This window comes from Vibrio sp. STUT-A16, assembly GCF_026000495.1.
Classification (GTDB): domain Bacteria; phylum Pseudomonadota; class Gammaproteobacteria; order Enterobacterales; family Vibrionaceae; genus Vibrio; species Vibrio diabolicus.
Genome location: NZ_AP026765.1, coordinates 1,399,890 through 1,415,106 on the forward strand (window position 1 = coordinate 1,399,890; position 15,217 = coordinate 1,415,106).

General features: G+C 44.4%; 12 protein-coding genes and 1 pseudogene. 9 read left to right on the top strand and 4 right to left on the bottom strand.

The annotated features are described in order from the left end of the window. The first annotated feature begins 94 nt into the window (after window positions 1-94). The 3 genes from OO778_RS06695 to OO778_RS06710 all read left to right on the top strand — a co-directional run bounded on the left by OO778_RS06695 (window position 95) and on the right by OO778_RS06710 (window position 1,318). Window positions 95-331 (top strand): hypothetical protein, encoded by a 237-nt coding sequence (locus OO778_RS06695; protein ID WP_175248412.1) that lies wholly within the window; start codon window positions 95-97, stop codon window positions 329-331. After that, window positions 328-795, top strand: a complete 468-nt coding sequence (locus OO778_RS06700) for a hypothetical protein (RefSeq protein WP_264911099.1) — start codon at window positions 328-330, stop codon at window positions 793-795. Before OO778_RS06695 ends, OO778_RS06700 begins: the two co-directional genes overlap by 4 nt. 169 nt (window positions 796-964) lie before the next feature. After that, window positions 965-1,318: a DUF6404 family protein gene (locus OO778_RS06710; RefSeq protein ID WP_264911100.1), complete on the top strand. Its 354-nt coding sequence runs from the start codon at window positions 965-967 to the stop codon at window positions 1,316-1,318. A gap of 728 nt (window positions 1,319-2,046) precedes the next feature. Here OO778_RS06710 and OO778_RS06715 read toward each other — a convergent pair. Then, window positions 2,047-2,952 (bottom strand): LysR family transcriptional regulator, encoded by a 906-nt coding sequence (locus tag OO778_RS06715; protein ID WP_264911102.1) that lies wholly within the window; start codon window positions 2,950-2,952, stop codon window positions 2,047-2,049. Between the two features lie 104 nt (window positions 2,953-3,056). On the opposite strand from OO778_RS06715, the gene OO778_RS06720 reads away from it, so the two are divergent. Further along, on the top strand, window positions 3,057-4,025 hold the full coding sequence (locus tag OO778_RS06720) for an aldo/keto reductase (RefSeq protein ID WP_264911104.1): 969 nt from the start codon (window positions 3,057-3,059) through the stop codon (window positions 4,023-4,025). Window positions 4,026-4,034: 9 nt separating this feature from the next. Continuing rightward, window positions 4,035-4,421, top strand: a complete 387-nt coding sequence (locus OO778_RS06725) for a heme-binding protein (protein ID WP_264911106.1) — start codon at window positions 4,035-4,037, stop codon at window positions 4,419-4,421. A gap of 331 nt (window positions 4,422-4,752) precedes the next feature. Here the strand turns inward: OO778_RS06725 and ltrA are convergent, their stop codons facing one another. The 3 genes and pseudogenes from ltrA to OO778_RS06740 all read right to left on the bottom strand — a co-directional run. Then, window positions 4,753-6,225 carry a group II intron reverse transcriptase/maturase gene (gene ltrA, locus OO778_RS06730; RefSeq protein ID WP_264911108.1) on the bottom strand — a complete coding sequence of 491 codons (1,473 nt, stop codon included), beginning with the start codon at window positions 6,223-6,225 and terminating at the stop codon, window positions 4,753-4,755. Between the two features lie 748 nt (window positions 6,226-6,973). Continuing rightward, the gene (gene ppl / locus OO778_RS06735) at window positions 6,974-9,685 is read right to left on the bottom strand and encodes an anti-phage protein Ppl (protein ID WP_345945920.1); all 2,712 of its coding nucleotides are present in this window, start codon (window positions 9,683-9,685) and stop codon (window positions 6,974-6,976) included. Window positions 9,686-10,238: 553 nt separating this feature from the next. Further along, window positions 10,239-10,389: pseudogene (locus tag OO778_RS06740) on the bottom strand (IS5/IS1182 family transposase); the annotation flags it as partial. A 327-nt stretch (window positions 10,390-10,716) separates the two neighbouring features. Between OO778_RS06740 and galE the strand changes: the two are divergent. The 4 genes from galE to galM all read left to right on the top strand — a co-directional run bounded on the left by galE (window position 10,717) and on the right by galM (window position 15,182). Further along, window positions 10,717-11,727: a UDP-glucose 4-epimerase GalE gene (galE, locus tag OO778_RS06745; RefSeq protein WP_118120991.1), complete on the top strand. Its 1,011-nt coding sequence runs from the start codon at window positions 10,717-10,719 to the stop codon at window positions 11,725-11,727. A 55-nt stretch (window positions 11,728-11,782) separates the two neighbouring features. Beyond that, the gene (locus OO778_RS06750; protein WP_118120992.1) at window positions 11,783-12,835 is read left to right on the top strand and encodes a UDP-glucose--hexose-1-phosphate uridylyltransferase; all 1,053 of its coding nucleotides are present in this window, start codon (window positions 11,783-11,785) and stop codon (window positions 12,833-12,835) included. A 112-nt stretch (window positions 12,836-12,947) separates the two neighbouring features. Beyond that, window positions 12,948-14,108, top strand: a complete 1,161-nt coding sequence (galK, locus tag OO778_RS06755; protein WP_118120993.1) for a galactokinase — start codon at window positions 12,948-12,950, stop codon at window positions 14,106-14,108. A gap of 9 nt (window positions 14,109-14,117) precedes the next feature. Continuing rightward, window positions 14,118-15,182: a galactose-1-epimerase gene (gene galM / locus OO778_RS06760; RefSeq protein ID WP_162889759.1), complete on the top strand. Its 1,065-nt coding sequence runs from the start codon at window positions 14,118-14,120 to the stop codon at window positions 15,180-15,182. Window positions 15,183-15,217: the final 35 nt, after the last annotated feature.

Below are 15,217 nucleotides of genomic sequence, written 5' to 3' on the forward strand. Positions count from 1 at the left end.
ATGCGTTGGTTTTAGTGGTTAAGGTGGTATGCGGGAGCTTGGGTATTGCGTTGCTCACACCTTAACAGGGCGTTATACGATTTAGGAGGCAAGCATGCTGAAAACAGATCATATTAGTATCAAATGTCCTGAATGTGGACATACTGAGTTTGAACAGCCTGAAGATGTCAAAGATGATGATTTCGTGAAATGTGCTAATTGTAATTTCGAGATCATGCTTGGTGATCTGAAAGAAATTGGAATTGAGCAAGCAAAAGAAGTTGTTATTCCTGAAATTAAAGCTGAATTAGATAAGATGCTAAAAAAAACGTTTAAAGGTCGTTTCAAATGAGTCAATACGAATTACTTACTTTACTGACTTCGCTATTGGCTATTGTTGTGTCGCTAGTCTCTTTGGTTCGTACTCGAAAAATAGCCCAAGAACAGTTGGAGCTTGAACGAGTCACAGCTGAACTATCGAAAGTTCAGCTCAAAAACTTAGAAGAAGAAAACAAAGCTAAAAATCTTCCTAAGTTTAATGTGACAATACAAAGGTTAGGAAAAAACAGTTTTTTCTATATCACAAATACAGGTCAAGGTACTGCATATAACCTGAATCTGGAGTTAGTAAACTGCTCAGAAAACCCCTTGTACGATGTTGAGCATAAACTACCTCACCCAGAAATGAAGCCAAATTCACGTGTAAAACTCAATGCTGCGTTTCACATGCAAAGCCCCTTGAAGTATGAAGCTAAATTGACATGGGAAGATGCTCAAGGTAACCCCGTAAGTGAGAATTTTTGGCTTACGAGGTAGCAATCGTATAACAAACAATTTAAGAGTGATTCAGCACGCTTGGCATTTTTGGTTTGGGTTGAGTTCAGAGTTTACGGTGGTTAGGTTAAGTATCGTGGTTGCGCGCTTCACACCTTAATTGGGCGTTAGGTTTCTCCGCGGGAGACATCGAATTCGAGGATTTTGGATCATGGATTATGAAACGAAGCTACAACTTGCGCACAAAGAATTAAGTGACAAAGGTGTTTGGAAGTCGAACTACAATCCTCCACTTGTAAAGTTGTTACGTAAACTTGGAATGTGTTTTCCGCCGCCTTATTATCAGAGCTTTTTTGCAAACGTTATGCTTTGTGTGGCTTTCTTTGCTCCTGTTTGGGGAATCTTCCAATGGTTTCTTGTGTGGAACGAGCTAGGCAAACCAGTCTTAGAAGCAGTTTATATCTCGTTACTTACGGGCGCATTGTTTGGCTTAGTTATGGCAACCTTCTACTACATTAGGCGCAAGCAATTAAATCTAACAGATTGGGGTTCATTGGGAGAATAAGCCCAAAACCTAACAAACTGTTCAAGAGGGATTCTCGGTTTTACTATAAGATACTGTTTTATAAGTTCTTTTTTCTTGACGCTACCTCTTGGGGGAACATTGAGGGGAACTGCAGAAAATAACTCTTAATTGTGATTTAAATCACTATTTTGTGCTTGTTTTTGTTTCGGCTCTTCACCGAATAGCCTGTCAGAGCAAAATGTGCTCAAGAGGAGCAATTCAAGCTTGTGGAACTAACATCAGGCTTCGATATACTTTTTAAGATAGCGCCGAAGCTTTTTAAAGTGGTAGTTCAAACACGTTATATGCTCCATTTCCTGCTGGCAACAAGTAAGAAACCCTTACCAGTTGTTTTCAACTCAAAGCAACTCTTTAGTTGTTGCGTCCGAAGTAACTGTGACAAGCTCTGCCCCGAAATGTATATGGAATCCACTATTACAACACCAGAGGTTTTTTTTGCCGTAGATTATGCAGCTTTATGTTGCAATTTTATGCAAAGGACTGTTGCAAAATGACTTTCAAGTCTTTGATTGCTTGCCTTTTTTATGCAAGTTGTTACAAACATCACATTAAAAAGCCTGCATTATTTGCAGGCTTTTTTCATATTTGCAATATTTCGTCTTGAAACGTTTTTTGGATGTCGGTTTATAACAGCTGCCTCAAACGATGTTCGGCTAAACCTAAAAATTTTCCCGCCTTTACATCCACGAAGCAAAACAATAAAAATATCAACGGTTTTTTCCTTCGTTCTCTACATTGTAGTAACCGAAGTATTGTTTAACGAACTTAATAAACGCTTTGGTTTTGGCGGACTGATAGATAAGTTGCGGGTAGACCAGGTACACCGCATTGTGTTGGTGGTCAGTCTCTGAGGCCAGTACTTGTTTCAAGTGGCCTTGTTCAACTTCTTGCTGAACAAAATAGCTTGCTAATCTCGTTATGCCCTTGCCAGCTAAAGCAGACTCTTTTAATAATCCGTTTTCATTGCTTGAGAGCCAACCTTTCGCTTGAACTGTCCCCGTTTTTAAAGGCCATTCTCTTTGGTGTAAAGTGGTCAAGCATTGATGTTGTTTCAAATCGTCTAGAGTTTTAGGTGTACCGTTCTCAGTCAAATATTGCGGTGAGGCGACAAGCCAGTGATGGTAGTCCAATAGATGATAAGCAATCATGTTCTCAGGGGGCATTCTTGTGGCTCGAAACGCAAAATCAACGCTTGTTTCTGTCAGGTTAAAAGCTTGGTAACTTGATAGGATTTCGAAGTTCACGTTTGGATGCAAAGCTCGAAACTTTACACATAAATCGTGCAACACCGCTTCGGCAAACATCTTAGGGGCGGTCACGCGAATCAAACCGTCAACCTGCTCCGACTGTCGACTTAGGCGCTTTTCCATTTCTATTACGCGACGTTTTAGGTCTTCTGCTTGAGCAAAGATCGATTCACCTTCTGGCGTTAGCCTAACGCTGCGAGTGGTACGAACCATTAATGTGGTTGCAAGTTCAGATTCCAATCGTTTGATTTGCTCAGAGAGGTAACTTTTGGAAATACCAAGCTGCTCAGCCGACCTTGAAAAATTCAGTGTTTGAGCCACTTCGGCAAACAGCATTAACTTCTCTATTCTTTTGTAATCCGACATTTTGATTGTTCGTTATTTAAGATAATGAATTCTATTTTACGGTATTAAACTATTTATTACGAACGGTAATATGTCTTGCATTGAAATCTGCCGTGAGAAAAATAATGAACAATCAAACACTACCACTCACAAAAACCTTACCTAACGTTAGTCGATTAGTTTTTGGTTGCATGGGGTTAGGGGGAGAATGGAGTCGCAATCCATTAACGATGCAAGATGAACAACAGTCTCATGCCGCTGTGGAAGCCGCATTAGAGGTTGGTATCAATTTATTTGACCATGCGGATATTTATAAATTTGGTAAGGCAGAGCAAGTCTTTGGGCGCATATTGGCGAAAGAGCCAACGCTGCGCGATCGAATCTATCTGCAATCCAAGTGCGGTATTCGTCTTGGTGATGAGCAAGGTGTTAAGCAATATGATTTTTCTGCTCAATGGGTAAGGACTTCTGTCAATGGCATTCTTGAAAGACTTGGCGTTGAGCATCTTGATGTATTAATGCTGCATCGCCCTGATCCTTTGGTTGAGTTTGAAGAACTTGGCACAGCACTTAGAGCACTTAAGGAATCGGGCAAAGTAAACCACTTTGGTGTGTCGAACATGAATGGTGCGCAAATTGAGCTGCTTCAACAAGCGACGGGGGAATCCATCGTTGCTAATCAATTGGAAATGAGTCTCGCCAAATCTGATTTCATTAAACAGGGCATTGGTCTTTCTTCGACGGCGTCAGATTATGTATCGGGTACGTTAGAGCAAGCGCGAAAACACGATATCCAACTGCAAGCATGGGGTAGCATGGCGCAAGGTCGCTTTTCTGAGCGTGGTTTGCACTCTGATGATCACAACACGAGACAAACGGCTGAGGTGGTCATGTCACTGGCTGCGGAATATGGTGTGTCATCTGAGGCGATTGTCTTAGCATTTCTTACGCGTCACCCAAGTCAAATTCAACCAGTTATTGGTACAGCAAATGCACCGCGCATTCGAGCGTGTGCACAAGTGGAGAATGTCACATTATCGCGCAACCACTGGTATGGACTATTAGAGAAAAGTCTTGGTCATGAGATCCCGTAGGAGAGAAGAATGAAATACATACAAGTTCAGGCACTGATTCAGACCGCGCTTGAAATAGCAACTCAGCGCAAGCAAAACATTGCTGTCGCCGTCGTAGATACGCATGGTGAATTATTAGGTTTCGCGCGAATGGATGATGTGAGTGTACAAGCTGGATTATTGGCTCAGAATAAAGCTTATACTTCGTCTAGAGACCGTCAACCAAGTGGCAATCTAGGTGCTTGGGCTCGCGAAACAGGTAAGCAATTAAGTTACTGGACGGATCCTAAGATCACCGGTTTCATGGGTGGTGTTCCAATAGAGTTTGAGGGTAAGGTCATTGGAGCTATTGGCATAAGTGGCCTAGCCGAACAAGACGATGAACTGCTAGCGATGGAAGTGTTGAAAATACTATAAATGAATCCCACCAATGCTCTTCGCTAAGCTAAGTATTGGTGGGAGCGGGTCGCCAGTTACACACTTTACCTTGAACACCTCGTTATTACTTAACCAAAATACTTCTAACTCAAAAATACCCCATTCCGTGCAGGCAACTAGGAAGATATCCTTCTCGGTTGCTTTCCAGCGCATAAGAAATACTTAGTAATTGCGTCCTCGGCCGCTGTAACAAGCCTATGTCGAGTAGACGACACCTGTTACCAAGTGTCGCCCCTCTAAGAACCCAGCGTGCAACTTTCACCGCACTAGGCTCAAGCCTTCACGAAGGCACCGATTGGCACCCAGCAACTTATAAAGCAGTGAGAGCTGGCTCATGCCAAGAGTTACGGCATTGCTTCTTTGATTTTCTCTTTGCCAAGTATTCTTGGTATTGAGGGTCAAAAGGCGTTGCGGCACTCCTGATTTTCACATGTCTCTCTATCGGCACTTTGGCTATTTGAAACAGATTGAACTGGCAATCCATATTCATGATCTTCTGCCAACCGTGAAACTGCCATTGACCTTGACGGTTGATGAAGTATTTAAGGGCGATCCAAGTTCTAGACTTAGTCGGATGACGCCTTTTAGCCCAGAGCCATAACGCATGGAATAGCTTGTGACCTATATATCCGAATATCTGTTTAGCCACGCAGTGTCGATAGTAATTCGACCAGCCCCTGAGTTTCGGATTTATCAACTTGATTAAATCGTTAACGGGGATAGTTGCGTGCTTTTTGATGAGTTCGCGCAAGTTACTCAAGAACAGCAGTGTGTTGGATTTGCTCGGTTTAATGAGCAATTTCCCTTTGTACTTCCTATGATTAAAACCTAAGAAATCAAAACCACGGCTGATATGGGTAATGTGCGTTTTCTCTTCGGAGAGTGTTAAGCCTCTTTCTGCTAAGAAGTCAGCAATCAACGGTTTGATATCGTTCTCCAGCACTTCCTTTGAAGCGCAAGTGACGACGAAATCGTCGGCGTATCCAATAAAGTTGGCTCTAGCACCCTTTTTGAGTGCGGTAGACTTTATGCGTTGCTCAAGTCCTGCAAGCGTCATTAGCATCAAGGTCGGAGATATGACCCCACCTTGTGGTGTTCCCTCATCAGTGCGATAGAACAGCCCTTTGTCCATAAAACCAGACTTTAACCATTGTTCCAACATACGTTTATCTATGGCAATGTTATTAATAAGCCATTGATGTCCGATCTTATCGAAACAAGATTTGATGTCTCCCTCAAGAACCCATTCAGCGGATCGTTTTAGAGCTAAACACTTGAAGCACTGCGCGACTGCATCGGCAGTGCTGCGGTTTGGTCTAAATCCATAGCTGTTAGGATCGGCAAGTGTTTCTGATACTGGCTCTAGTGCAAGAAGATGAAGTGCTTGCTGCGCTCTATCGACCATGCAGGGGATACCAAGTGGTCTGAGCTTACCGTTTTTCTTGGGGATGTAGATACGCTTGAGCGGTTTGGCTTGATAAGCTTTTCTACTCAGTTGATTGACTGCTTTCATGCGGCGCGTATCCGTGTTCCAGATGACGCCGTCTATTCCAGGCGTTTTACTGCCTTTGTTTTGTGATACCCGCTTAACAGCAAGAAGTTTTGCCGAACGCGAGTGAGTTAGTATCCACTGCAACGCTTTCGCTTTGCCGTGTTTACAATCTCTCGTTGCCTTTGCAATACGCATCTGAAGCTTTAAAACATGGGATTCAACGGCTTTCCAGTTTATGGATTGCCACTGAGCACTGTCAGGAGAGGCACTAATCTCTTTTGAAATCATCATTTGCATTTCTCCTTGAATAAAGTTCTTCAAATTCTCTTGCAACGGAAGACCTGTCGGAAGTCAGCTCACTTTCGTGCCAGATAGGGATCTGTATCTGCATCGTTACAATGCAGCGTTCGCTTTCTCCAACATCCTCTACCTGCATCACTATCGGCCACAAAGGCTTTCCCAGAGGGAGTGATACAGGCTTACCGTGTTCCGTATGTCGCGCAATGTCAGTTTAGATGCCCGCTATGGTGCGGAGAGTTCAATGATCACGAAAGAGCATGGGGCAATCTCTTTCCGACTCTCATGCCTTTTGGCTACAGCGTATTAACCACTTCCGCTGTTTCATAACATAACGCACCTTGGACGGATTCACGTATGTTCATCATGCTGACTACCTAGCACTAACCCGATTTATGTGGTTATCAGGAGGATCATCCTCTCACGATTTCAATCCCGATTGGCAAATACCAACCTTCGTTACATTGTCAGAGCCGCTACTTTATTCAGGCTCCTAGGTTCATTTGGTGATACAAATGGTTCACTCGTTGAGCGGTGAACAGCGCTTCATACGACCTCACGTCGCACGCCCCAAAGCTTGTTAGAACAAATACTCCACAAAATTTAGGTGCGTGCGTTTTTCGTACTAAAACTAATGCGGCTCAATAGCCGCAGAACTGCATTTCATATTCATTCGCTGTTAGAGCTAAACGATTGGAACTAAAAAGCTCAACATTTAGCTGAGCTTTGTAGTTTGCTTTATCTAACCGATGATGCGTTTGAATCTAGTTCTAAAGGCTTTTTCACCACCTTCCATTTGGAAACATATAAACGCTTTGACCGCCTCTTCCTGAAGCCCTCCAGATATATGAGGCTCTAACCTTTGAGCTTGCTGCTTCATCCCTACTACTAGCTCAGCATCCCCGTTCACAACTATTGGCGCAGAGTGAGTTACGACTACTAATTGTCTACGTTTCTTATTATTTGAGATCGCAGGGATTACAGAGCTGGCAAGCATAGCGCAATCCAAGTCATCTTCAGGTTGATCGAGGATAAGCGGGTCTTCGCCATATGACATCAAAAACGACAACATAGACGCAGATTTTTGGCCCGGTGACGCCCTTTCTAATTGACGAAATTCACCAATCGAGTCTTGGAACTGAATTTGCAGACCGTCGTCAGGAAACCAACAATGTAAATCATCCAACCTTTCATCCTGCAGCTGTCCCAATCGAGTTCTTAGTGAGCCGTGTATCGCTGCATAGTCACTATTCGCTTCCTTTTTGACGCAAGCGATATGAAAATTCTTAAGTTTAGTCAGCTCAGAATATCGCTGCTCCGCACTTTTAGGGTTGAATTTGTTTACTTTGTTTAGATCGTACAACAAGCTATTCGGAGTACCTTCATCAAAAATGTGACTTTCGAATCTTTCTATCCCCGAGGCTGCCTGGTAACTCTTGACTAACCGGTCACTCGAACATGCCAGAGGAAGCACTTTGATTTTCAGTTCCCCTAAACCGAGATCAGCAATGAACTGATTACGAGCTGTGGTAAGATTCTTCCTATGAGTGACAAGTTTCTCGTATACCTCAGCTTTGTTTGCTTGAACCAAAGCAAGTTCGTCCTTCAAACCTTGCTCGTTATTTAGAACCAGCTGCAACTCCGCTTGCGAGTCCATAAGAACACTCAGCTCTTTATGGTCAATGCTCGCGTTGTTTAATTCAGATACCTTAGTGTTTAACTCATCAGTATTCTCAGAAATTCTAAGCTTGAGCGTCTGAACATAACTTTGTTCAAGTGAACTAGCCAGTTTTGCCTTTGACTCTTCAATTAATGCGAGCACTGCAGCACTCAAGGTGTCGTGAATTTCATTCACCTCTAGTTGCCACTTACCTAAATCAGACTCAGGAGCGTCAATATCTGCTTTGGTACTCTCCGCGCAGGCACTTTCAAGCTTCTCGATTAAGTCATCCACTTTCTGCTTACTGCCTTCAGCTTTGCTTAACTCTTCCTTATCGTTAGCAAGCGTCTGTTGAAGTGACTCTAATCCGGCCTCCTTCAAGGTTTGAAGCTTACGATCAACGTCTTGTAGTTGGCCTTTAGTGATTGTTAGGTTTTCGATAGATCGCAGGGCTTCACGCTCGTCAGAACAGTATTGTTTGTATTTAGTTTCAAGATTGATTTTTTCTTGTTCCCACTTAGCATAATTTACCGTTTCACTCTCATCGATTACACGTAGAAATGAGTTCGGTTTAGTCGCCATTTCATACAACATTTTTTGCGAGTAAATTGAGACTGGAAAGCGCGATGTATTAAAGGTTTCTTCTTCCTCCCACTGCCCACTTCCCTTATTAAAGTGATGAAAATAAGTATTTGTCGGTGACCATGTCAGCTTGTATTTCTCTTGGCCTTTACGGTACTCAAGCTCGATGAAGGAGTCAGTTGACATAGCTCCATCCGGGCCCGCTTTTTTGAATGCATCTATATTGCTTTGTTGTATCTGAGGAAGGTTTTCATCACGACGGAGACTCAAGCGCATCGCTTCTATCAACGTTGACTTACCTGAACCACGGCTCCCTACAATTGAGGTATACCATGGGCTTAGGTCAATGTTAATGGGGTTACCACCGACATCTTGGCACATCTTGGTCTTTAACGTTAACTTGGTGATTTGCTGCGATGGGATCACTGGTGGCTGTTTAGGTCCGCGTTTTATACAGTGCTTGGGATCCGACAGTGCGACTTTTAACCCTTCAAAAGAAGGTTTTATCATCTTAACCCAAGTGTAGCCCTGACCCATCTCATCAATAGAATGCGCGTCAGACCCTTTTACCCAAGCAAGATCCTCGATGAGCTTCTTCTGATAGGTTTCGAGATCATCAACCTCTCCAATTAGCTCTATAGCGTCAGGATTTGCATCAAAAACACTGCTTACTGACCCCTGATTGGAATTCTTGAAAATTCCTTTATGCATGTCTACGTGCGCGAGAATGGCCAAAGCAGGTGTAGAAAAGCCATGGATAGCCTCAACAATCCCGCGTGTACCATATGTCAGTTCCAATGAATGATTCTTGCCTTGGGTGGAAGGAAGACCGCAACTACCCACCAGTTCACTAATGGTTGAGGACGTAGCATCGTCATGCAAGATAGCAAGAACATGCACGTTCCCCGCTGCTGTGAGCTCCACTGCAGGCATAATAACAATGTCCCGATACCCATTACTCACACCAGAATCGGACTCAGCTTTGAGCGCATCTAGTTCAGCTCGAATGGTATCTAGACCAGCACCCGTATTGTGGTCACTCAATACGACGCAATCCACTTCATTGGACATTTGACTAAGGAGCCATTCACGGCTAGTACAGGTAAGTGACTTGTCAGACCTAGGAAAGTCATCCGAGGCAGGAGAATGACAATGAAAATCAACTTTAAACCATCTGCTACCAACAACTTGCAACTTGTGCTCCCAATGCAAATAAGCAACGCTATTATTATGTGTGTAGCATGATATGCGAGGTTATTTTTACTTTCAATGTACTGCGACAAGTTTAGACTTACATGTTATCGGAAGTAACGTAGTCATATAGCGAATGGGTGAATCGTTACTCTATCTAATCCAAATCAAGTCTCTCAATCTAGCGGCTTTCCATGCTTGCGCTAATTCGTAATTTGCTAATATTTTCATTATTGAGACTTACTTTTGTCCAGAAGCTTGCTAGAGATTGATCAGACTTTATTGTCATTTCCACAGTGATTCTGGTAGCAATGCTCCTTAAAAATGATCAAACTTTAGCTTTTTATAGCCTACGAATCGCTTGAAAAGGCACGTTTCCGATCGAACTTATTGTCCTCCGACAAACGTTGTTGGTCTGTTCCTGAATGGAACTGGTAGGAATTGCCTTGGATCACCAGAAACAATATGGATCTCGCAAGAAGTGGAAAGAGGCCGCCGATTATAGCTGCCTCATAGGCTACTGACTTCGTTGCCGAATTTAGTTTAAGAGTAATGGTATCTAAATAGCCTGTTTTTAAACAATATACTGAGTTTCGAGCATACCTAGCCTTGTAAGTTTTTTAACACGTTAATCGTGACGTCCCCACAACTTGTGCGTTGTAACTACGAAGAGTCAGCGGTGCTCCGAGTAGTTGCTTCAAACGACACTTGGCAGTTTCAGACAGTTAACCCTAGTGGTAACGATTACAATATTCGAGGCGATTTTTGGATGCTATGTAAGTTATATTTTGTCATTTGCGTGTGATTACTGTTAAATTCTCGTGAATTAGCCTGGTTGTGCCCATTTTTTTTACAAAAAACTTAAAATTTTTCTTTTTATTTTATGGTAACGTTTACACTAATTTGAGTTTGATCACGGACCTGAATCGGTGTTGGTTGATAGACTTTTAACCATTGAAGAATTGGGCGTATCGACTTGGTGTGAATAACGCAGGCTCAGTGAGCATCAGGTCCGGTACCGAGCAGGAAGCAGCAACAACGGAGAAGCAAAAGTGAGAGTACTTGTCACAGGTGGTATGGGTTACATCGGCAGTCACACATGCGTTCAGATGATTGAGGCGGGCATGGAGCCCATCATTGTCGATAACTTGTGTAACGCCAAAACAGAAGTATTGAGCCGTATTGAAGCGCTAACTGGCAAACAGCCAACGTTTTATCAAGGCGATATTCGTGATGAAGCGTTTTTGAATTCGGTATTCGCTGAGCATGATATCCAAGCGGTCATTCACTTTGCAGGTCTGAAAGCGGTAGGTGAGTCAGTCGTCAAGCCATTGGAATATTACGATAACAATGTCAATGGCTCATTGGTGTTGGCGCGTAGTATGCGTAAAGCGGGTGTGAAGAGCATCGTATTCAGTTCCTCTGCAACCGTCTACGGCGATCCAGAAATCGTTCCGATCACAGAAGACTCACCAACAGGTGCAACCACTAACCCATACGGTCGCAGTAAATACATGGTGGAAGCGTGTTTGAGTGATTTGTTCAATGCTGAAAGCGATTGGAGCATCACTTTACTGCGCTACTTTAATCCTGTTGGCGCGCATCCATCAGGCACCATGGGCGAAGACCCGCAAGGCATTCCAAACAACTTGATGCCGTTTATTGCACAAGTCGCGGTTGGTCGTCGTGAAAAGCTCTCCGTATTTGGTAACGACTACCCAACGCCGGACGGTACAGGTGTGCGTGATTACGTCCATGTAATGGACCTGGCTGATGGCCACATTGCGGCACTGAAAGCTGTGGGGCAGAAAGCGGGCTTGCACACATACAATCTAGGGACTGGTAAAGGTTCTAGCGTACTTGAAATGGTGGAAGCTTTCGGTGCCGCCTGCGGTAAACCTGTGCCTTACGAATTGTGCCCGCGTCGTCCAGGTGATATCGCCGAATGTTGGGCGAGCACAGACAAGGCAGAGCGTGAGCTTGGTTGGAAAGCAACACGCAGCGTTGCTGAAATGACGGCCGATACTTGGAATTGGCAATCTAACAACCCACAAGGTTACTAATTTTCATCCGGTGCAGTGCGTCGGACTAGTAAGAAGAATAAGTTGAGTAAGTAAAATGTCGAACGTTGAATTTAACCCAGTGGATCACCCACACCGCCGTTACAACCCACTAACGGGTCAATGGATTTTAGTGTCACCACACCGTGCAAAACGTCCTTGGAGTGGGGCGGATGAGAAAGCTGCGATTGATGAGCTACCAAGCTACGATGAGAAGTGTTTCCTGTGTCCGACAAATGAGCGTATCTCTGGAGATGTTAATCCAGATTATCAGGGCACGTATGTGTTTAATAACGATTTTGCCGCACTGATGGTGGATTCTCCAGATGCGCCAGAATCAGACAACCCACTATTTAAAACCCAAGGTGTACGCGGTTTGAGCCGAGTGATTTGTTTCTCACCTGACCACAGTAAAACCTTACCTGAACTACCGGTAGACAAAATCCGTGGCGTGATTGATACGTGGAACGAGCAAATTGAAGAGCTAGGTAAAGAGTATGTTTGGGTCCAAGCGTTTGAGAATAAGGGTGAAACCATGGGCTGTTCTCAGCCTCACCCACACGGTCAAATCTGGGCGAACAGTTTCTTACCAAATGAGATTGAACGCAAAGAGCAAAACCTAAAGGCTTACTACCAGGAACACGGTAGCAATCTGCTGGTGGATTACGTACAAGCTGAGCTAAAAGATGGCTCCCGTGTCGTCGTTGAAACCGAGTATTGGTTGGCGGTTGTCCCTTACTGGGCGGCGTGGCCATTCGAAACCATGCTGTTACCGAAAACACACATCCGCCGTATGAGTGAGTTAAACAATGAGCAGCGTGACGACTTGGCGGTAGCAATTAAAAAGCTGACCAGTCGTTATGACAATTTATTCCAATGTTCTTTCCCTTACTCAATGGGTTGGCACTACGCCCCTTTCTTTGAAGAGGGCACAGACATCGACCATTGGCAGCTTCACGCACTGTTCTACCCGCCTCTTTTACGTAGCGCGACAGTTCGTAAGTTTATGGTGGGTTACGAAATGCTGGCCGAAAGCCAACGCGACTTAACCGCAGAGCAAGCTGCGCAGCGTCTACGTGATCTTAGTGACTTGCACTACAAAGAACAATAAGCCCTCAAATTTAGGCTGATAACGAACAACGGGATAGCGCGACGATATAGATAAAAAGTTAGGTTCAGCGCGTTATCCCAACATTAACTTTAAGTTTTAAGAGTACGTCCCTATGTCTGATTTAATCCAAAATGTGAAAGCGTCTTTTGAGAACGTGTTGGGCTATGCGCCAAGCCACATTATCCAAGCGCCTGGTCGTGTAAACTTGATTGGTGAACACACCGACTACAACGATGGTTTTGTACTGCCATGTGCAATCAACTATCAAACAGTTGTTGCGGCAGCAAAGCGTGAAGACAACTTAGTACGCGTAATATCGGTTGATTACGCCAACGCGATTGATGAATTCGATATCACTCAAGAAATCACATTCCAGGAAGACAAAATGTGGGCGAACTACATTCGCGGTGTCGTGAAGTGTCTGTTGGCTCGTGGCTACCAGTTTACCGGTGCTGATATCTCTGTCAGCGGCAATGTTCCTCAAGGTGCGGGGTTGAGCTCATCAGCGGCACTGGAAGTCGTGATTGGTCAGACGTTCAAAGTGCTCTTCAACCTGGAAATAAGCCAGGCGGAAATCGCATTAAATGGTCAGCAAGCCGAGAACGAATTTGTTGGTTGTAACTGCGGCATCATGGATCAAATGATTTCGGCAGAAGGCCGTGAAAACCACGCCATGTTATTGGACTGCCGCAGTCTGGAAACAGAAGCCGTTTCTATGCCTGAGGACATGGCAGTCGTGATCATTAACTCGAATAAAAAACGTGGCTTGGTAGACAGCGAATACAACACTCGTCGTGAACAGTGTGAAGAAGCGGCGCGCATCTTTGGTGTTAAAGCTCTGCGTGATGTCACCATTGAGCTGTTCAACGAGAAAGTCTCTGAGTTGGATGAAATGGTGGCAAAACGTGCGCGTCATGTGATCACCGAAAACGACCGCACAGTCGAAGCGGCAAAAGCGCTCCGTTCGCATGATATTAAACGCATGAGTGAACTGATGGCTCAGTCGCATGCATCAATGCGTGATGATTTCGAAATTACCGTCAAAGAAATCGACGTCCTGGTTGAGATAGTGAAAGAGGTAATTGGCGAAGAAGGAGGCGTGCGCATGACCGGCGGTGGCTTCGGTGGCTGTATCGTCTCTCTCGTTCCACCTGCATTGGTGGATAAGGTGAAATCGACGGTAGAAGCTAAATATCAAGCTGCGACAGGTTTAAAAGCGTCGATTTATGTGTGCAAAGCCAAAGATGGAGCTGGTCTGGTTGAAGCGTTGTAAGGGCAGGCGATGAAAGCATATTTTGAACAATTAGAACAAGCGATGATGCAAACGCCATCGTTTGACGGTCAAGCGGCGAATCTGCTCCACCTTACTAATGCGAATGGTATGACGGCATCGTTTATGGATATTGGTGCGACTTGGTTGAGTTGCACGTTGCCGTTAGATGGTGAACACCGTGAAGTGCTATTGCGCTCGCCAAGTATGGCAGAACACATGAAGCAAGACGCCTATTTTGGTGCTATCGTCGGTCGTTTTGCCAACCGTATTGCAAACGGTCAATTTGCGATCGATGGAGAGCATTATCAACTTGGTGTTAATAATGGTGAAAACTCGCTCCACGGTGGCTTAGATGGGTTCGATAAACGCCGCTGGAAGATTGCGGAACAAAGTGATCGACAAGTTGTTTTTACGCTTCGATCGCCTGATGGTGACCAAGGTTATCCTGGCAATCTCGATGTCAAAGTCACATACACGTTAACCGATGAAAATGAACTCGTTATTGCCTATGAAGCGAATACCGATAAAACCTCTCCGGTGAATTTAACTAACCACGCTTACTTTAACTTGGCGGGCGAGGCGAGCAACGCGAAAAGTTTGGACCATACGTTGCAGCTTAGTGCAGAGCATTACTTGCCAACGGATGCGGGTTTAATTCCTACGGGTGAACAAAAACCTGTCTCTGGTACCAGTTTTGATTTCACTGAGCCAAAACTTATTGGCCAGGCATTTCTTAGCGAGCAGGATCAGAAAAACGCGGGTGGCTACGATCACGCCTTTGTGTTCAAGCCTGAAGTGACCGATTGTGTGTCTGTTGCCGCGGTTCTTATTGCACCGAAAGAAGATGTGGTGATGAAGGTCAAAACCACTAAACCAGCCATCCAGTTCTATTCAGGAAACTTTTTAGCAGGTGCGCCGGGCGCAAGCAAAACTTACGCGCTTTATGACGGCCTTGCATTGGAAACGCAATACTTTCCTGATGGACCAAATAAACCAGAATGGGGACTCAACATGGGGACGTTGAGCTCAGGGGATTGCTATCAGCATCGAACCGTGTATCAGTTTGAATTTTAGATAGCATTTTTGGTGGGCTCTATGCCCACCTTTTT